The 18272-nt window shown below is 58.3% G+C and carries 16 protein-coding genes and 1 tRNA gene; 8 read left to right on the forward strand and 9 right to left on the reverse strand.

From position 1 onward, the window contains the following. Window positions 1-515, forward strand: a 515-nt coding sequence (locus tag C934_RS0128305) for an IS66 family transposase (RefSeq protein WP_018859897.1), incomplete at its 5' end; no start/stop codon positions are given. Then, window positions 512-1114, forward strand: a complete 603-nt coding sequence (locus C934_RS0128310) for a YecA/YgfB family protein (protein ID WP_018856628.1) — start codon at window positions 512-514, stop codon at window positions 1112-1114. The genes C934_RS0128305 and C934_RS0128310, both read left to right, overlap by 4 nt. Window positions 1115-1453: 339 nt before the next feature. Here C934_RS0128310 and C934_RS36250 read toward each other — a convergent pair whose 3' ends face one another. From C934_RS36250 to cpdR1, 5 genes are all read right to left on the reverse strand, one after another. Further along, window positions 1454-1579: a hypothetical protein gene (locus tag C934_RS36250; RefSeq protein WP_018859898.1), complete on the reverse strand. Its 126-nt coding sequence runs from the start codon at window positions 1577-1579 to the stop codon at window positions 1454-1456. A gap of 301 nt (window positions 1580-1880) precedes the next feature. Then, a complete protein-coding gene (locus C934_RS0128320; protein WP_018859899.1) occupies window positions 1881-3119 on the reverse strand; it encodes a hypothetical protein in 1239 nt (412 codons plus the stop codon). Window positions 3120-3274: 155 nt separating this feature from the next. Next, on the reverse strand, window positions 3275-4255 hold the full coding sequence (locus C934_RS0128325; RefSeq protein ID WP_018859900.1) for a site-specific integrase: 981 nt from the start codon (window positions 4253-4255) through the stop codon (window positions 3275-3277). A 103-nt stretch (window positions 4256-4358) separates the two neighbouring features. Further along, window positions 4359-4433 (reverse strand) — tRNA-Val (locus C934_RS0128330). Window positions 4434-4516: 83 nt separating this feature from the next. Next, window positions 4517-4879 carry a response regulator CpdR1 gene (cpdR1, locus tag C934_RS0128335; RefSeq protein ID WP_007527565.1) on the reverse strand — a complete coding sequence of 121 codons (363 nt, stop codon included), beginning with the start codon at window positions 4877-4879 and terminating at the stop codon, window positions 4517-4519. Window positions 4880-5067: 188 nt separating this feature from the next. On the opposite strand from cpdR1, the gene C934_RS0128340 reads away from it, so the two are divergent. Next, window positions 5068-5949, forward strand: a complete 882-nt coding sequence (locus C934_RS0128340) for an N-formylglutamate amidohydrolase (protein WP_018859901.1) — start codon at window positions 5068-5070, stop codon at window positions 5947-5949. Window positions 5950-6191: 242 nt separating this feature from the next. Next, window positions 6192-6965 carry a histidinol-phosphatase gene (gene hisN, locus C934_RS0128345; RefSeq protein ID WP_026372158.1) on the forward strand — a complete coding sequence of 258 codons (774 nt, stop codon included), beginning with the start codon at window positions 6192-6194 and terminating at the stop codon, window positions 6963-6965. A gap of 42 nt (window positions 6966-7007) precedes the next feature. Here the strand turns inward: hisN and C934_RS0128350 are convergent, their stop codons facing one another. Next, on the reverse strand, window positions 7008-7982 hold the full coding sequence (locus C934_RS0128350; protein ID WP_018859903.1) for an alpha/beta fold hydrolase: 975 nt from the start codon (window positions 7980-7982) through the stop codon (window positions 7008-7010). Window positions 7983-8446: 464 nt separating this feature from the next. On the opposite strand from C934_RS0128350, the gene C934_RS0128355 reads away from it, so the two are divergent. Next, the gene (locus tag C934_RS0128355) at window positions 8447-8914 is read left to right on the forward strand and encodes an Hsp20 family protein (protein WP_018859904.1); all 468 of its coding nucleotides are present in this window, start codon (window positions 8447-8449) and stop codon (window positions 8912-8914) included. 71 nt (window positions 8915-8985) lie between these two features. Here C934_RS0128355 and C934_RS0128360 read toward each other — a convergent pair whose 3' ends face one another. Continuing rightward, on the reverse strand, window positions 8986-9990 hold the full coding sequence (locus tag C934_RS0128360; protein ID WP_018859905.1) for a bile acid:sodium symporter family protein: 1005 nt from the start codon (window positions 9988-9990) through the stop codon (window positions 8986-8988). 91 nt (window positions 9991-10081) lie between these two features. On the opposite strand from C934_RS0128360, the gene C934_RS0128365 reads away from it, so the two are divergent. Continuing rightward, window positions 10082-10939, forward strand: a complete 858-nt coding sequence (locus C934_RS0128365; RefSeq protein ID WP_018859906.1) for a LysR substrate-binding domain-containing protein — start codon at window positions 10082-10084, stop codon at window positions 10937-10939. 16 nt (window positions 10940-10955) lie between these two features. On the opposite strand, the gene C934_RS0128370 is transcribed toward C934_RS0128365, so the two are convergent. Beyond that, a complete protein-coding gene (locus tag C934_RS0128370) occupies window positions 10956-11453 on the reverse strand; it encodes a GNAT family N-acetyltransferase (RefSeq protein WP_018859907.1) in 498 nt (165 codons plus the stop codon). Between the two features lie 269 nt (window positions 11454-11722). Here C934_RS0128370 and C934_RS36255 point away from each other — a divergent pair, with 269 nt between their 5' ends. Further along, entirely contained in the window at window positions 11723-11851 is a 129-nt protein-coding gene (locus C934_RS36255) for a hypothetical protein (protein ID WP_019280707.1), read from the forward strand. Window positions 11852-11861: 10 nt separating this feature from the next. Here the strand turns inward: C934_RS36255 and C934_RS0128380 are convergent, their stop codons facing one another. After that, entirely contained in the window at window positions 11862-12911 is a 1050-nt protein-coding gene (locus C934_RS0128380) for a threonine aldolase family protein (protein ID WP_018859909.1), read from the reverse strand. 540 nt (window positions 12912-13451) lie between these two features. On the opposite strand from C934_RS0128380, the gene gltB reads away from it, so the two are divergent. Further along, on the forward strand, window positions 13452-18173 hold the full coding sequence (gene gltB / locus C934_RS0128385) for a glutamate synthase large subunit (RefSeq protein WP_018859910.1): 4722 nt from the start codon (window positions 13452-13454) through the stop codon (window positions 18171-18173). Window positions 18174-18272: the final 99 nt, after the last annotated feature.

Below are 18272 nucleotides of genomic sequence, written 5' to 3' on the forward strand. Positions count from 1 at the left end.
CGGTGATCGAGCGCCTGGCCGAGATCTATGCGATTGAAGCCAGAATCCGCGGCACGAGCGCCGAGCATCGCCTGTCGGTCCGTCAGACGCAAACCAAAGGCCTGATGGCTGATCTCAAAACGTTGCTGATGGATACGCTCAAGAATATATCCGCCAAAGACCCGGTCGCATCCGCCATCAAGTACACTCTGGGGCTCTGGTCTGGGCTAACCCTATTCCTGGATGACGGCAGGCTTGAGGTCGATTCCAATACCGTCGAGCGTAATATGAGAAGTATTGCGCTTGGACGCGTCAACAGTCTGTTCGCCGGCAGTGATGGCGGCGCCGAGACGTGGGCCATTTTGGGTTCGTTGCTGACCACAGCAAAGTTGAACGGCCTCGATCCCTATACGTGGCTCAACGACGTGCTTGAACGCATCGTGTCGGGCGAGATAAAGTCGACCTCCCTTGAGCGTTGCCTGCCTTGGCATTGGAAACAAGAACATGCCGATATGAATATGGCGGTAGCAGCGTGAAACGACCCAAGCGTGCGAAACTTTTGACCCTCGAGCAGCTGGAAGCCTGGTTCGACAAGGCTGAGCCGGCGCCGCCTTGTGGCGGCGTCTCGATGATGAATGGCTTCCTGACCGGTTTGGCGGCTGGCCCAGTCTTCCTGCTGCCCAATGATTGGATGTTCCATGTCATCGGCGATCACGAGAAAAAAGCGCTCATCGGCAACAAGATCCAGGCGGTGATCGACACGATCGTCGATCATTACAACCTCATAGCCCACCAACTGACGGCGCCCGGCCGTTATGCGCCGATGTTAATGCGGACTGACGAGGGCGAAGTGCTTGCGGGCGACTGGGCCGACGGGTTCTTCGGCGCCATTAGCCTGAATCTAGAAGATTGGGCACCGCTGTTCGCTCAAAAGCAGACCGGCGAACCAATCATGGGCATCCTCATTCAATGCACAAAGCCCGATCTGATCGAAATGATCTCGACGGCGTTTCCCAAGCCGACTAAGGCCATCCTTAAAGACGCCTGGCGTACGCTCCCATTCGCGGTCGAGAGCATCTACGCGCACTGCAAGCCGATGCGCTTCAATCCAGGCGCTCCCGCCAACGACGCTTAGTCCAGGTTGAGGATCGGCGTCACGCCCATGCCTGTGGGGCGCTCGCAACGGATACTGTTGAGCCATTCCCCAGTGATAGGAAGTTTTGGATGATCTTGAGAATATACGCTGGTTGCGATCAGGAAGAATATCGACAAGAAAGTAACTGTTCTAACAATGTCATTAAGGCATGTATAAGTTACTTTAAATTCCGGCGAATGCATTCGCGTACCTCCTCTCGTTATAGATTTATCTTGATTCCGTCGCGCATCATTTTAAGTATTAGTTCTTAATTTGTGCCGAAGAAAGGGGGTCTAATTGTTTAGTCTGGTGTTAGTTGTTCTCTACGGAGCGAATATTTCAACTGAGATGGTCGAGGACAAGAATTGGGTCGCTCTTGAGCAGTGTGAAGCGGCCGGTGAAGTATGGAAGGCGCGACTTAGAAAACAAGCCATCGATGACGGTGTAGGCATTGGGAATATTCATGGTCTGTACTCATGTGTTCCGCACAAACCATTGAAAGCGGATTAGAAGACTTCGGAAGGGTTTTGGGCAAGTGCATTATTCATACGCATCACGTCCCTCCGAGGTTTAAAGGGATTTTGTCAAAATAGAGAATAGGGTGAGGCTGGACCAGCCGGAAGTGCCTGTATTCGTACACAAACACCCCCGGCGATTGGTCTAAATTAAAGTAAAAATAGGTTTATTGTATAAATTAGTTTTATATTAAATACAAAAGGCTATATTTACAGGAACCTGTTCACTTGTGCAGTTGTTCTAGAGAGTATCACCAAGGCAGAGACTCATGGGAGAAGTAGTTTCGGTGCGGTTGTTCAATTTGTTCAACAGCCGACCTGACAGCGTTATCCTTTTTGAACACCAACTCTGGAGAGGGTAGAGCGCTCCCATTCGAGAGTTTTCGATCCCCAAGCATCACCTTTGCTTCACGGCCTTGGCCGGGACTTTCATTTCTCAGATATCCTTGGCTGACTGCCGCATGGATATTCCGACCTACAACCGACCTGTCTCGGACCATATGTTCGGCGAGTTTGGAATGGCTAATACCATCTACTGATACGCCCATTTTCGACAGATCTGTAACGGCTTCGACAACCTCTCTAATTCCAGGCTTTACTGACGCCTCCAATCCTTGAGAAATTGGCTCATTGAGCAGATCATAGGCAATTCTATAATCATTTTCGTTTGCTAGTATCCTTCCATTCTTGTCTTGCTCCCTGTGATTGAAGTGAACAAGTGCACAGGCTTTAATAGTTGAAAGGAATTTAGGAAAATCTCTTTGGATCTTGAGGCTTCCGATTTCCAGTAGGTCAACTATTCGTTCTGCATACGGGATCACCACTTCCATTTTCTTGTTTGCAATGAAGTCATGGAGTTCGTGCCAAGGCTCAAGGTTGAGGGTCACTTCCGTTTTGGAGAGTCCCAGAGCTTTGTTGCGAAGTGCTTCCTTAATTCGCTGCGGATTCTCATCCAGGTTCAAAGTCAGCATTCTGCTTTGGTCTTCGTGATGAATGTTATTGGCCGTTGTTGCCATCATGAACGAGATCGGGCCTTCCACGGTAGGGAGCTTTTCACCTTTCATGCCATTCGCTGTTTTCTGAACAGTGAGATAGGTGATCTTACCCTCCGTCATCAGCTGCCTGAGAAACGCGCGGCCATTGCCCTCCGCCATTCCCGCAGCTTCTCCTAGGTATAGCACTCTCTGTTTAAGCGAGACGCCCTCGAGATAAGGTAGAGCCTTTTCGGACATTCCGGCAATGTTCTCGATAACGCTCGGCGGAACGAACTGAAGTCCCGATTCGATGGAATAGGTTTTCCCAGAGCCTGAAGGTCCCATGACAACCAGTGAGACCGGTTCCGCAAACATTCTGGTCAATGCTGCCAAGAAAGTGATCTTTGGAATATCTGTGGAGCCTGCGTATCCTTGTTTACGCAACTCGTTGTCTAACTCCGCCAAGACGTCCTCAACCGAGGTCAAGTAATTGTTATTTAATATGTTATTATCCAAAATATTTTCCTTTCAGAATAGCATGCAGCGCCCAAAAGAGCGCCGCCTTAGATCAAATTTTTAGTGAAAATAGGAATTTGGGCAGAATTTCCCTTTTTCCTACAGTTTAATTATGCCACATTTATCTGTAGTTGTAAAGAAAAATCGCTGGGTACTCAGGATAGCTTTGCTGCGAGCTTCACGACATCCGCATGGGCATATCGCATCAGCATCCTGATATCCCGGTGGCCACTTATGGAGGCTACCTCAGGAACGGTCAGTCCCATTTCAAAGAACCGGCTGATCGCCTCGTGGCGCAAATCATGAAAGTGCAGGTCTTCAACGGATGCTCTGTCGGTCAGCCTATCCCACGATAATCTTAGGGCATTGGGAGCAATCGGAAACACCCTAGCGGAATCGCTCTTGACGCCCTGTAAGATGGCAATGGCTTTGGTCGTAAGGGGGACGGTTCTAGAATGGCCATTCTTTGACTCTGGAATGACCACTGAGCGGCGTTCGATATTTATATGGCGCCACTGCATGGAAAGGATTTCTCCTCTTCGCATCGCCGTTTCCAAGGCGAAGAGAATGATCGGGAGAATTAAGGGGTTTCGAGTTTTTTGAGCGGCGTGAAGAAGATTGTCAAACTCATGGGTTTGTAGCCGTCTTTCTCTTTTACTTTCTCTTGTGCCGATGCGCAGTTTAGCAAGCGGATTGGTCTCGAGAGGTAGTCCCCATTCCTGTTTGGCAACACTGAACATGTTAGACAGGGGAGACAATTGTCTGCCGAGGGAGCTTGGTAAAATGGTTGCAAGTCGCTTATCGCGATAGGCAGCAAAATCTTCGCTTGAAAGCACTGAGAGCTTCTTCCGGCAAATAGGCTCTCTCAGGAAGGCGTTGAGGATAATGGTTTCGATTTCTTTGCCGCGCTTTGCAGCAACCACTTCATCCCGATAGCGCTTAACAAGATCGGCCAGAGAGATCGTGTTCAGGATTTTTCGGTTGTCCGGAAGTTTAGCGCGGTCGGCCTTCGCTTCCCAATAGCGCGCCCACTCGGTGGCATCGTTTTTTGTGAGGAAGGTGCGTGACATAGTCGGGAAACCATGGCGGCGAATCTGCACCTGCCATTTGCCTCCTCGTTTTCGAATAGTAGCCATTCTGTTCGCCTCGCTGTGACAAGAGTGTGACAGCAGCGAATTTGGCCAGTCTCTCACCAATCAGCGGCTTGGTGAAAATCCCTTTGCAAACAAAGGGATCGAATGGTGGGCGTGACAAGGATCGAACTTGTGACCCCTACGATGTCAACGTAGTGCTCTCCCGCTGAGCTACACGCCCATCCGATGGCGGCGCATAGACCACAAACCCTTTTTGCCGTCAATAGGCTTTTTTCGGTTTTGTGACATGCTTTGCCGGAAGCCTTATGCGGCAAGCATTTTATTTACTTCCTCGACGAGGTCGCGAAGGTGGAAAGGCTTGGAAAGGACCTTCGCGTCCTTCGGTGCCTTCGAATCAGGGTTGAGGGCGACGGCTGCGAATCCGGTGATGAACATCACTTTCAGGTCCGGATCGAGTTCGGTGGCGCGGCGCGCCAGTTCGATTCCGTCCATTTCGGGCATGACGATATCGGTCAGGAGCAGCGAGAAGGGTTCTTCACGAAGCCTGTCATAGGCGCTGGCGCCGTTGTCGTAGGAGAGGACCTTGTAGCCTGCCTTTTCAAGCGCCTTCACAAGGAACCGGCGCATGTCATTGTCGTCTTCTGCAAGAAGTATCTTCTGAGTCATTATCCAGACCGCTAATCAATAATTTATGCGTTGGGCTCCAGCCATTTACACTAGAGTTCGCCCAGTAAACAACCGGTGAAGAGGCCATCCGGGCCGTCATCCCCATGAGATAGTATGGACTTGGAGTGCTGCAACTGGCAACATGGTCGAAGCAATGGCCTCCTGATGTGGTAAAGAGGGAAAAAAGGGTGCACGAAATCCCTGAATACGCACTTTTCGAGGTCCGGGAGCCTGCGTCGCACGCCATTCCATTCGTCTACAACTCGCCGCACAGCGGGCGCATCTATCCCCCCGAATTCATCGCTCAGTCCAGGCTCGAGGGCATTTCCATCCGCCGCTCCGAGGATCACTATGTCGATGAGCTGTTTGCCGATGCGAGCGCGCTTGGGGCGCCGCTCCTGCTTGCAAACTTTCCGCGCGCCTATCTCGATGTGAACCGCGAGCCCTACGAGCTCGATCCGCGCATGTTCGACGGTCTGCTGCCGCCCTACGCGAACATCAATTCACTGCGCGTGGCAGGCGGGCTCGGTACCATTCCGCGCATCGTTGCCGAGAACATGGAGATCTATGCCCGTCGGCTGTCGGTGCAGGAGGGGCTCGATCGAATCGAAGCCGTCTATAAGCCATATCACGCGGCGTTGCGGCGGCTGATCGCCCGCACGCATGTCCAGTTCGGCTTCGGCGTGCTGATCGATTGCCACTCCATGCCGGGCAACGTTCGCGTCGCCGGCACCAATGCGCGGCCGGATTTCATCATCGGCGATCGCTACGGCACCAGTGCCTCGGCCGATCTGTCGCGTGCGGCTGTCGCCATCTTGGAGGAGATGGGCTTCACGGCAATCCGCAACAAGCCATATGCCGGCGGGTTTATCACGGAGCATTATGGCCGCCCGTCGCGTGGACTGCATGCGCTGCAGATTGAAGTGAACCGCTCGATCTATGTCGACGAAGTTACGCTGGAGAAGCGCTCCGACTTCGCCTTGGTTGCCGCAGCGATCACCGCCTTCATGCGCCAGATGGCGGTCTATGTGGCGCAGTTCGCGACCGACACCGCCCTCGCTGCCGAATAGGCCTTCAAGACATCAAAAAGAGACCGCCTCGCGGCGGTCTAAGTCTAGGGAGGAAACACCCAAGGAGGGCATTTACAGTCAAAGACTGTGGGCAAAAGCTACTATTGCGGTGCACAATTGTCAATCAAAATTTTGCAGTGCAAAAATATTGTGCAGCCGGCTAAAAGCTGCCGCTCTCGTTTGCAACGGGCGGCAATTCGGCTATGAAAAGCGGCACTCGCGCGCCACCAATGGATTCCACCATGTTGCCTGATCGCTCGTTCTTCAATCGCCTGGCGGAGGCCGCCAAGGCCGAAACGCTGCCACGGTTCCGTTCCGGACTTGACGTGACCAACAAGCTATCGAGCGGCTTTGACCCCGTCACCGAAGGCGACAGGGCGGCGGAAGTCGCCATTCGGGCGCTGATCGAGGAGCATTTCCCGGATCACGGCATTCTCGGCGAAGAGCACGGCAATGTTGGCCTGGACCGCGAATATGTCTGGGTGATCGACCCGATCGACGGTACGCGCGCGTTCATCTCCGGTGTACCGGTCTGGGGAACGCTGATCGGTCTGCAGCGAAACGGCCGGGCCGTCATGGGCATGATCGACCAGCCCTTTACTGGCGAAAGCTATTTCGCAGATGCGAACGGTTCGATCTATAACGGCCCGGAAGGGGAGCGGCGGCTGCAGGTTCGCGATTGCGGCGCACTGGCGAACGCCATTCTCTTCACCACCTCGCCGCATCTGTTTGCCGGTGTCGAGATGGAGAAATACCGTGAGATCGAGAGCCAGGTGCGGCTCTTCCGCTATGGCACGGACTGCTACGCCTACGCGCTGCTCGCCGCCGGCCATGTCGATCTTGTGATCGAAAACGGCCTGAAGCCCTACGATGTCGGTGGCATCATCCCCGTCATTGAGAATGCCGGCGGGATCATCACGACCTGGGATGGCGGGCGTCCGGAAAATGGCGGCTCGATCATTGCGGCCGGCAGCCGCGCCGTCTACGAGCAGGCGATGGCGGTTCTCAATCGATAGCATCCACCGGCATTTGTCGCGGTCGCTTGGATAGAGACCGGGCTAGGTACCAAACCCTTCGACTTCCTCGACGGCCTCGGCGTCACTGCCGGGGATGAAGGCGTGAAAGGCGGCAAGCGCCGCCTTGCGGTAGACGTCGCGTTCCTGCAGCACCTCATGCCGCGCACCATTGATCGGCACGAACTGGGCGGCGCGGAAATAGCGCGAGATCCGCTCCTGCGCGATATAGGGCACGATGGCGTCGCGCGTCGGCGCGATGACGACCGTCGGGATGGTGATCGAGAACAAATGGCTCGGAGCGGTTACGCGGTCGATCGTCAGCAGCGAGTCGTACAGCCAGCGCGCTGTCGGGGGGCCGAGCGTCAGCTCCGGATGTGCGGCGGCAACAGCGACATTGCGCTCGAAACGGGTCTCGTCCGATGTCAGAGGGTTGTCGCTGAACGGCTTCTCCTTGAGCTTGCGCGTCAGCGGGAACGAGCCGAGACCGAGCGAACAGGCGATCCCGGCAAGCGCCCGGATCGTACCTTCCGATGCTGCCTGACCTGAAAGACCAATAAAGGGTGCCGTCAGCACCATGCGCTCGATACGTGTCGATAGGTACGGGGCGGCGGACATCGCGATCAGCGCTCCGGTCGAATGCGCCAGAAGAAAGAACGGCAGGCGGGTATCCGGCAGCACGATTTTCTCGAGGAACGTGTCGAGGTCGTGCTCGTAATCGACGAAGCGGCGGACATGGCCATAGGTGCGCGTCTTCAGAAGCCGGTCCGAGCCGCCCTGGCCACGCAGATCGAAGGTCGCGACCCACAGGCCCTTGGCCGTCAGGTCGCGGATCGTCTCGAAATACTTCTCGATATACTCGTTGCGGCCCTGGAGGAGGACGACCGTACCCTTCGCCACCGGCGCGTCGGAGCGGAAGACGGCATAGCGCAGCCGATGGCCGTCATGCGTTTCGAAGAAGCCTTCGGTTCGGTTCTCCGGAGCCGGATTTTCGGGGGTCGAGAAAAGAACTTGTTCCATGGCCGATCGATCGTGTGCTTCGCGGATTCGCCTATTGAGTAAAACGGATAGCTGATTGGGCTGTCAAATCAAAGAAAAGAGGCTTGGTAACAGGCGGTGAACGTAAGCTGGCCGTTTTGCCGTCACGCCATAAAAAAAGCCGGCATGCTGAACTTGAGGTTCCGCGATGCCGGCTGGAGATCGGGCTGAAGACGAAGGGACGATACACTCCAGCCATCGGGCCAGTGTCACCCGATAGGCACGATTCCTAATCCCCTGCGCATGAATGGCTTCCGAACCGGCTGTTCATGCGGGGTTCACGCTGCGTGAGTTCCCTCCCAACGCCAGGGTCTTGAACTGCGCAAAGGCCATCCCCATCTCAATCCTGCGGGTGCCAAACGGGCCTGCTAAACCGTCCCGAAGCTGCCGATCAAGGGGTTTCAGGGGCAACTATCGCAACACGTCGCTTCCTTAAGGAGGACATCATGCGTCACGTAGACTTCTCTCCCCTTTATCGTTCGACCGTCGGTTTCGACCGTCTCTTCACCATGCTCGACAGCCTCGGCCAACCTGACCAGGGCCAGACTTATCCGCCCTACAACATCGAGCGTACTGGTGAAAACACCTACCGCATCACCATGGCCGTTGCCGGTTTCGATGAGACCGAAATCTCCATCGAGGCACAGGCTCACGCTCTCACCGTCAAGGGTGAAAAGAGCGAAGACAAGGTTGATGGCAGCGAGTTCCTCTATCGCGGCATTGCCAAGCGCGCCTTCGAGCGCCGCTTCCAGCTTGCCGACCATGTCGAGGTTACCGCCGCTTCGCTGAAGAACGGTCTTCTCCACATCGACCTGCTTCGCAGCATTCCGGAAGCCATGAAGCCGCGTAAGATCGCGATTGCGGCTGAGCCGGTCAGCGCGCCGAAGGCCATCGAGGCACAGGTCACCAACTAACCCAATCGGTCCTCCCAAGACCAAGCATGCCGGCGGCGCTCGTTTGAGCGCCGCCTTTTTGTTGTCTGCCATCAAGCCGGGCTTGCCGCTTCCTCGGTTTCTTCCGTGGTGATGCGATGTGCCGTCTTTGCCGCGTACTTCTGTGCGATGACCGCGCAAACCATCAGCTGGATCTGGTGGAACAGCATCAGCGGCAGCACGATCGCGCCGATCGATTGCCCGGCAAAAATGACGCTGGCCATCGGCGCGCCGCTGGCGAGGCTCTTCTTCGATCCGCAAAAGGTGATGGTGATCTCGTCGGCCTTGTTGAAACCGAGCAGGCGGCTGCCAAACATGGTGAAACACAATACGAAGGCAAGCAGCGCCGTGTCGGCGATGATGACGGCCGCGATGTCGGTGACCGAGAACTCGTGCCACAGCCCTTCAACGATTGCCTTGCTGAAGGCGAGGTAGACGACCATCAGGATCGAGCCACGATCAACAGGCATCAGCAGCGTCTTTTTCGCGCGGATCCAGGCCCCGATCCATGGCTGCAGCACCTGGCCGACGATGAACGGCAGCAGCAGTTGCATGAGGATTTGCCCGAGCACCTCCCATGAGAAGCCGCCATGGCCGCCGACGGAAAACAGCAGTCCGACCAGCAGCGGCGTCAGGAACATGCCGAAGATGTTCGATGCCGATGCAGAGCAGATGGCGGCCGGTACGTTGCCACCTGCCATGGAGGTGAAGGCGATCGACGACTGCACCGTCGAAGGCAGTACGCAGAGATAGAGTATGCCGAGATAAAGAGGCTTCGGCAGAATCCACTCCGGCACAAAGCCAAGGCCGAGGCCAAGGATGGGAAACAGGCCAAACGTCGTCAGCAGGATCACGAGATGCAGCCGCCAGTGCAGAACGCCGGCGATAACGACGTCGCGGGACAGGCGTGCGCCATGCAGGAAGAAGAGTAGGGCCACCGCGAGGTTCGTCGCTATGCCGAAATAGCCGGCAAAGGTGCCCGTGGCCGGCAGGAATGAGGCGAGGATGACTGTGCAGACGAGCAGGATCGTAAATGTATCGGGCAAGAAGCGGCGCATGGCTTTACTCATCGGATCGGTGGATCATTTCTCTTTCTTCCATTATGATACAGGATGCAAGGAATAACAGTTATCGTATTTCTGGATCACCATGCTCGATCTTACCCAACTCCGCAGCTTTGTTGCCGTCGAACAGATGGGAAGCTTCACGCTGGCTGCCGAACGGCTCGGTCTCGGGCAGTCGACCGTCAGCCAGCACATCCAGCGGCTCGAAAGCGCGGTCGGGCGGCGATTGCTGGCGCGCGACACCCACAAGGTAGTCATGACGACAGACGGGGAAGCGTTGCTCAGCCACGCGCGGGCGATGCTGGCGATCGAAGCGCAAGTGCAATCGCAATTCAAAGGGCAAAATCTGCGCGGCAACCTGCGGCTCGGCGTCTCCGAGGATTTCGTGACCAGCCAGCTTCCGGCGGTGCTCGAGGATTTCGTTCGCTCGCACCCCTCCGTCGATCTCGAGCTGACGGTAGCCCTGTCAGGAACGCTTTACGAAATGCAGGACAACGGCGAGATCGACCTCGTGCTGGCGAAGCGCCGGTTGGGCGATGCGCGCGGACGGCTGGTCTACCGTGAGCCGCTGGTGTGGCTGGCGCGTGATCCGGAGCATGTCTTAAGCGGTGGGCCTCTGCCGCTGATCGCGTTTCCGCCGCCGAGCGTGACGCGCAGCATCGCGCTCGAAGCCCTGGGCCGAAGCCAGGTCGCCTGGCGGATCGTCTGCACCTGCGGCAGCCTCAGCGGACTGACGGCGGCCGCACGGGCCGGCATGGGCGTGCTGGTGCAGCCGCGCAGCATGGCACCTTCCGGTCTGAAGGAGATCGGGCGCGATAGGCTTCCCATCCTCGAGGAGGTGGAGTTCGTCCTTGTGCCGCGCAAGGGCGCCGACCAGGCGCTGGTGCATGCGCTGTCGGAGGACATCCTCGGCAAGGTACGTCGTCTTGGTTCCGGCGGATGAGACCTGTTAAGGCGTCTTAAGTGGCGGTGAAGGCGTTGTGATAGCAGACTTTGCCGACAGGCAGCGGGCCATCGAACCGTTGGCGCATGAAATATTCCGCCGGCACGCCCTCGAAAATCAGATTGACGTCATTCTCGAAGCCGAAGCGCTCGTAGTAGCCGGGGTCGCCGAGAACAACGCAGCCCCTGGCGCCGATACCGGTCAGCCGCGACAGGCCGTCGCGAATGAGGTTTCCACCGATGCCCTCGTTCTGGCGGTCGGGTCGCACCGAAACCGGACCAAGCCCGTACCAGCCGTAGTCGCCACCATCGATCGTGACGGGCGAGAAGGCGACATGTCCGATGACTGCGCCACCGTCGACGGCGACGAGCGAAATTTTCAACGCGTTGGCCTTGCGGAGCGCGTCGATGATTTCCGCCTCTGTCTGGCTACTGTATTCCGTCGGCGCGAAGGCCGCCTTTATAATCTGGCGGATCGTCGCGATGTCGCTCGGCTGTTCAGGACGGATTTCCATCGGCGTTCTCTTGTCGTCTTCAGGTATCAGGGCATGGCCCGTGATAGCGCGACCTCGGCATGGTGGCCAGCAGATCGGCAATCAATCATGGTCCGATCACGCAATAACGCTTCGTTGCCGCGCAATGTTCATTCGCTGCCTCGCCCAAAAGTTAATGGCCTGCTTGCCATCTTAAGGTGCCCTCAACCGTGTCACTTAGGCATCTGGTTAGGTTCGGAGCCTAGGCTCGGATCACCATGGTCGATCTTCGGGGCAAGGAGAACGGACCGATGACGTATGGTGTACTCTTCGTATCCGGGCTGGTTGCCTGTGTGATGCTGATTGTCGTGGCAGGACACGACGCGAAAACGACGGATGGTGGCAAGCCGCAATCCGCCGTGACAGGCCATCAGAATTGAGGCTCAGAACTCAGTTTGCGAGGCAGTCCAGGAAACCATCGACATCTGCCTCGCTGGTCGCAAAGCTGGTGACGAGGCGGATCAGCGTCTCATCCCGGCCGACAAGCTCGGGTGTGGCCGGTGGCACCGGCCATTCATAGAACTTCGCGCCCTTTTCTTGTGCCGTTTTCGCCGCGCCTTTCGGAATGACGGCGAAGACTTCGTTGGCCGAGGTCGGCCACGCCAGCCGGGACGCGTTGCTCGCGGTGATGCCCGCGCGCAGACGATCGGACATACCGTTCGCATGGCGGGCGAGATCGAGCCAGAGATCGTGCTCGAAATAGGCATCGAACTGGGCGGCGATGAAGCGTGACTTCGAGAACAGCTGGGCGGCGCGCTTGCGGATGAACGGCATCTCCTTGGCCTGCTCCGGATTGAGGAAGACGATCGCTTCCGCGCACCAGCAACCGTTCTTCGTGCCGCCGAAGGACAGCATGTCGATGCCGCGCTTCCAGGTCATCTCGGCCGGGCTGACACCAAGGGAGACGAGGGCATTGGCAAAGCGCGCGCCGTCCATATGAAGCGGCAGCCCGTCCTTCCGGGCGATCGCGGCGATTTCGTCGATTTCCGACAGGCTGTAGACCGTTCCGGCTTCTGTTGCCTGGGTGATCGTTACAGCCGTTGCCCGCCCGTGCTGCACGGCCGTCTGCGGGAACTCCGCGATCCTTTCCCTGAGTTTTTCCGGGTCGATCTTTCCTTCCGGGCCAGGAACGCCGAGCAGGCGGGCACCGCTGAAGAAGTCGGGTGCGCCGCATTCGTCCGCAATCACATGTGCTTCGGAATGGCAGAAGGTGATGCCGCCCGGCCGTTGGACGCTCGCGAGCGACAAGGAGTTCGCTGCTGTGCCGGTGCCGACGAAAAGAACGGCGACTTCACGCTCGAAGACTTCTGCAAAGCGGCGCTCGACACGCCGGTCGAGATCACTTGCGCCATAGGCCGCGGCAAAGCCGTCGGATTCCCTGAGCAGACGTTCGGCGATGGATCGATGGGCGCCTGCCCAGTTGTCGGATGCAAAATACATGAAAGGAGACCGCTTGGGATGTGGTGGAGGATCAGGTTCGGCGGCGACATTACGCCAACGCTCCGGCTGGTCAAAGGGGCGGCGTGAAATCCATCACAAAAATTGACGTCGGCAATCAATAAACAAAATAATGCGTAAACGTGTAATTTTATGTCTTGCCGATAGGCTGTTTGAGCAATATTAGGTCGCAAACTGCCGATTTTTTGAATCTGCACTCTTGCGAAGGCTGGATGTTTCTGGCATACATCAAGCGAATTAGGACAGTGTTGTTGTCCTATTTTGGCCGCGACGGCCGAAGAGGCGCCAAAAAACCTTACACTCGTGGGGTTTCACGCTATAGTTCTTCAAAAGCGGGTAAGAGCCCGCATGCGGAGGCGGATGGCAGGCGCGGTAGCGCAACGGTGCTTTCCCTGGAGAGCCTGCCGCCGGCGACCGGATCTTCGATAATGCAACAGCGCTGTCACGCGCCGAACCTAGGATCAGGGACGGCGCGGGACAAGAAGCCGCCCGCGGCCCCGCGGGCTCTGACAGGAGGGAAAGATGACGAAGACGCCATCCACGGGTTTTGACCAGTTCGCAGCAGCAACGACGCGCGCGACGGCCAACACGCGTAAATTCGCCTCCGGTCTGCCGCGAAAACAGGGGCTTTACGACCCACGCAACGAGCACGATGCCTGCGGCGTCGGCTTTGTCGCCCATATGAAGGGTCAGAAGTCGCACCAGATCGTCAAGGACGGTCTCTTCATTCTCGAGAACCTGACGCACCGCGGTGCCGTCGGCGCCGACCCCCTTATGGGTGATGGCGCGGGCATTCTCGTGCAGATCCCGGACCGCTTCTTCCGTGAGGAAATGGCCAAGCAGGGCATCACCCTGCCGAAGGTCGGCGAGTACGGCATGGGTCACATCTTCATGCCGCACGACGAAAAGCAGATCGCGCATTTCAAGAAGGTGATCCAGGACGTCATCACCGATGAAGGCCAGGTCTTCATCGGATTCCGCGACGTGCCCGTCGACAACTCCTCGCTGTCGAAGGCGCCCGACATCGCCGCCACCGAGCCGCATCACGTTCAGGTCTTCATCGGCGCTGGCAAGGACGCGGCGACGAACGACGAGTTCGAGCGCCGCCTGTTCACGCTCCGCAAGGTGATCTCCAACCGCATCTACGACGAGTTCGACGGCGAGGAGAGCAACTTCTACCCGGTGTCGCTGTCGTCGGCGACCGTCGTCTACAAGGGCATGTTCCTGGCCTATCAGGTCGGTGCCTACTACAAGGACCTGTCGGACCCGCGCTTCGAGTCCGCGGTTGCCCTCGTGCACCAGCGCTTCTCGACCAACACCTTCCCGTCCTGGAAGCTGGCGCACCCTTACCGCATGGTCGCCCACAACGGCGAAATCAACACGCTGCGCTCCAACGTCAACTGGATGGCGGCGCGCCAGGCATCGGTGTCTTCGCCGCTCTTCGGTGAGGATATCTCCAAGCTCTGGCCGATCTCGTATGAAGGCCAGTCGGACACTGCCTGTTTTGACAACGCGCTCGAGTTCCTCGTGCGCGGCGGCTACTCCATGGCACATGCCGTGATGATGCTGATCCCGGAAGCCTGGGCCGGCAACCAGTCGATGGCGGCCGAGCGGAAGGCATTCTACGAATACCATGCGGCCCTGATGGAGCCGTGGGACGGACCGGCTGCTGTCGCCTTCACCGATGGCAAGCAGATCGGCGCGACGCTCGACCGTAACGGTCTGCGCCCGGCCCGCTATCTCGTCACGTCAGACGACCGCGTCATCCTCGCTTCGGAAGCCGGCACGCTGCCGGTGGCTGAAGAGGATATCGTGCAGAAGTGGCGCCTGCAGCCGGGCAAGATGCTGCTGATCGACATGGAGAAGGGCCGCATCGTTTCCGACGAGGAAGTGAAGTCCGAACTCGCGACCAAGCATCCTTACCGCAACTGGCTGGATCGCACTCAGCTCATCCTCGAAGACCTGAAGCCGGTCGAGCCGCGTGCGCTGCGCCGCGACGTGTCGCTGCTCAACCGCCAGCAGGCTTTCGGCTACACGACCGAAGACACCAAGATCCTGATGTCGCCGATGGCGACCACGGGCCAGGAAGCCGTCGGCTCGATGGGCACGGACACGCCGATCTCGGCCATGTCGGAAAAGTCGAAGCTGCTCTACACCTACTTCAAGCAGAACTTCGCGCAGGTTACCAACCCGCCGATCGACCCGATCCGCGAAGAGCTCGTCATGAGCCTCGTTTCGTTCATCGGGCCGCGTCCGAACATTCTCGACCATACCGGCATGGCAAACGCCAAGCGCCTGGAAGTGCGTCAGCCGATCCTTACCAACGGCGATCTCGAAAAGATCCGTTCGATCGGTCACACGGAAGACCGCTTCGACACGAAGACGCTCGACTTCACCTATGATGTCGAGCGTGGCGCCGAAGGCATGCCTGAGATGCTCGATCGCCTCTGCGAGCGCGCGGAAGCGGCCGTCAAGGGCGGCTACAACATCATCGTTCTCTCCGACCGCCAGATCGGGCCTGATCGCATAGCGATCCCGGCACTGCTGGCGACGGCTGCCGTGCACCATCACCTGATCCGCAAGGGTCTGCGCACCTCGGTCGGCCTCGTCGTCGAGACCGGCGAGCCGCGAGAAGTGCATCACTTCTGCCTGCTCGCAGGTTACGGCGCCGAAGCGATCAACCCTTATCTTGCCTTCGACACGCTGCTCGACATGCATGCCAAGGGCGAGTTCCCGAAGGAAGTGGACGCCTCCGAAGTTGTCTACCGCTACATCAAGGCGGTCGGTAAGGGCATCCTCAAGGTCATGTCGAAGATGGGCATCTCGACCTATCAGTCCTATTGCGGCGGTCAGATCTTCGATGCGATCGGCCTGCAGCAGGAACTGGTTGACAAGTACTTCTTCGGTACCGCGACGATGATCGAAGGCGTCGATCTCACGGCGATCGCCGAAGAGACTGTTGCGCGTCACACCTCCGCCTTCGGCAAGGATCCGCTGCTCGCGACCACGCTCGATATCGGTGGCGAATATGCCTACCGCATGCGCGGTGAAAGCCATGCCTGGACTCCGGATGCGGTGGCCACACTGCAGCACGCCGTTCGCGGCAATGCCGAGGACCGCTACCGCGAGTTCGCCGAGATGGTGAACACCTCGGCCTTGCGCATGAACACCATCCGCGGCCTCTTTAACATCAAGAGCGCCGAACAGCTCGGCCGCGAGCCGGTTTCGGTCGATGAGGTCGAGCCTGCTGCCGATATCGTCAAGCGTTTCTCGACGGGCGCGATGTCCTTCGGCTCGATCTCCCGCGAGGCGCACACGACGCTCGCGATCGCGATGAACAAGATCGGCGGCAAGTCAAACACCGGCGAAGGTGGCGAAGAGTCCGACCGCTACATGCCGCTGCCGGATGGTTCGTCGAACCCCGAGCGTTCGGCGATCAAGCAGATCGCGTCGGGACGTTTCGGTGTCACGACCGAATATCTCGTCAACGCCGATATGCTGCAGATCAAGGTCGCGCAGGGCGCAAAGCCCGGCGAGGGTGGCCAGCTGCCCGGCCACAAGGTCGACGCGACCGTTGCCAAGACACGTCACTCGACCCCGGGTGTCGGCCTTATCTCGCCGCCGCCGCACCATGACATCTATTCGATCGAAGATCTGGCGCAGCTGATCTACGACCTGAAGAACGTCAACCCGACGTCCGATGTCTCGGTCAAGCTCGTCTCGGAAGTCGGCGTCGGCACGGTCGCCGCCGGCGTTGCCAAGGCGCGCGCCGATCACATCACCGTCTCCGGCTTCGACGGTGGCACCGGCGCATCGCCGCTGACCTCGCTGAAGCATGCGGGTTCTCCGTGGGAAATCGGCCTTGCCGAGACGCAGCAGACGCTTGTCTTGAACGGCCTGCGTTCGCGTATCGCCCTGCAGGTCGATGGCGGTCTGAAGACCGGCCGCGACGTCATTATCGGTGCGCTTCTCGGTGCCGACGAATTCGGGTTCGCGACCGCGCCGCTCATCGCCGCCGGCTGCATCATGATGCGCAAGTGCCACCTGAACACCTGTCCTGTCGGCGTTGCCACGCAGGATCCGGTCCTGCGCAAGCGCTTCAAGGGCACGCCTGAGCACGTCGTCAACTACTTCTTCTTCGTCGCCAACGAAGTGCGCGAAATCTTGGCGTCGCTCGGCTTCACCAAGCTCGATGACATCATCGGCGCTTCGGAGCTGCTCGAGAAGGACGAGATGCTGGCGCATTGGAAGTCCAAGGGCCTCGACTTCAGCCGCATCTTCCACAAGGTCGAGGCGCCGAAGGATGCGACCTACTGGACATCACGCCAGAAGCACCCGATCGACGACGTTCTCGACCGCAAGCTGATCGCGGAGGCCGAGCCGGCACTGTCTTCGAAGACCCCTGTGTCCTTCGAGGTCGATATCAAGAACGTCGACCGTTCGGCTGGCGCGATGCTGTCCGGCGAAGTCGCCAAGCGCTACAACCACCGCGGCCTCAAAGACGACACGATCAACGTGACGCTCAAGGGCACGGCCGGCCAGTCGTTCGGCGCCTTCCTGGCACGCGGCATCACATTCAATCTGGTCGGTGACGGCAATGACTATGTCGGCAAAGGCCTCTCGGGCGGCAAGATCATCGTCCGGCCACCTGAGAATTCGAAGATCGTCGCGGAAGAGTCGATCATCGTCGGCAACACCGTTCTCTATGGTGCGACCGAAGGCGAGTGCTACTTCCGCGGTGTCGCGGGCGAGCGCTTCGCGGTCCGCAACTCGGGTGCGATCGCCATCGTCGAAGGCGTGGGCGACCACGGCTGCGAATACATGACGGGTGGCGTGGTGGTCGTTCTCGGCCAAACGGGCCGTAACTTCGCGGCCGGTATGTCCGGTGGCGTTGCCTACGTACTCGACGAGGCCGGCGATTTCGCCAAGCGCTGCAACATGGCGATGGTCGAGCTCGAGCCGGTTCCTGAGGAGGACGACATGCTGGAGAAGCTGCATCATCACGGCGGCGACCTCATGCACAAGGGACGCGTCGACGTCTCCGGTGACATGACGCGCCACGATGAGGAGCGCCTCTACCAGTTGATCTCCAACCACCTGCACTATACGGGCTCCACCCGCGCCAAGCAGATCTTGGACAACTGGGCCGACTACCGTCCGAAGTTCCGCAAGGTCATGCCGGTCGAGTACCGCCGTGCGCTTGAAGAAATGGAACGCGCCCGCATGGGAATTGCGGCCGAGTAAATACGCTTACTTCCGTTGCGCCGGCGAAGGCTGGCGCGGCGGATGACCGAAATATCTCAATGACCCACGGATCGGCAGCAGCCTCAGGCAGCGCAGACG

Origin of the sequence: Rhizobium sp. 42MFCr.1, from assembly GCF_000377185.1 — a bacterium.
In the GTDB taxonomy this organism is placed as follows: Bacteria; Pseudomonadota; Alphaproteobacteria; order Rhizobiales; family Rhizobiaceae; genus Rhizobium; species Rhizobium altiplani.

What these genes read in the sequence shown, in the direction of transcription:
- C934_RS36250 (WP_018859898.1), bottom strand. Translation starts at nt 1,579, where the DNA reads ATGAATATTCCCAATGCCTACACCGTCATCGATGGCTTGTTTTCTAAG.
- C934_RS0128325 (WP_018859900.1), bottom strand. Translation starts at nt 4,255, where the DNA reads ATGGCTACTATTCGAAAACGAGGAGGCAAATGGCAGGTGCAGATTCGC.
- cpdR1 (WP_007527565.1), bottom strand. Translation starts at nt 4,879, where the DNA reads ATGACTCAGAAGATACTTCTTGCAGAAGACGACAATGACATGCGCCGG.
- hisN (WP_026372158.1), top strand. Translation starts at nt 6,192, where the DNA reads ATGTTGCCTGATCGCTCGTTCTTCAATCGCCTGGCGGAGGCCGCCAAG.
- C934_RS0128350 (WP_018859903.1), bottom strand. Translation starts at nt 7,982, where the DNA reads ATGGAACAAGTTCTTTTCTCGACCCCCGAAAATCCGGCTCCGGAGAAC.
- C934_RS0128355 (WP_018859904.1), top strand. Translation starts at nt 8,447, where the DNA reads ATGCGTCACGTAGACTTCTCTCCCCTTTATCGTTCGACCGTCGGTTTC.
- C934_RS0128360 (WP_018859905.1), bottom strand. Translation starts at nt 9,990, where the DNA reads ATGCGCCGCTTCTTGCCCGATACATTTACGATCCTGCTCGTCTGCACA.
- C934_RS0128365 (WP_018859906.1), top strand. Translation starts at nt 10,082, where the DNA reads ATGCTCGATCTTACCCAACTCCGCAGCTTTGTTGCCGTCGAACAGATG.
- C934_RS0128370 (WP_018859907.1), bottom strand. Translation starts at nt 11,453, where the DNA reads ATGGAAATCCGTCCTGAACAGCCGAGCGACATCGCGACGATCCGCCAG.
- C934_RS36255 (WP_019280707.1), top strand. Translation starts at nt 11,723, where the DNA reads ATGACGTATGGTGTACTCTTCGTATCCGGGCTGGTTGCCTGTGTGATG.
- C934_RS0128380 (WP_018859909.1), bottom strand. Translation starts at nt 12,911, where the DNA reads ATGTATTTTGCATCCGACAACTGGGCAGGCGCCCATCGATCCATCGCC.
- gltB (WP_018859910.1), top strand. Translation starts at nt 13,452, where the DNA reads ATGACGAAGACGCCATCCACGGGTTTTGACCAGTTCGCAGCAGCAACG.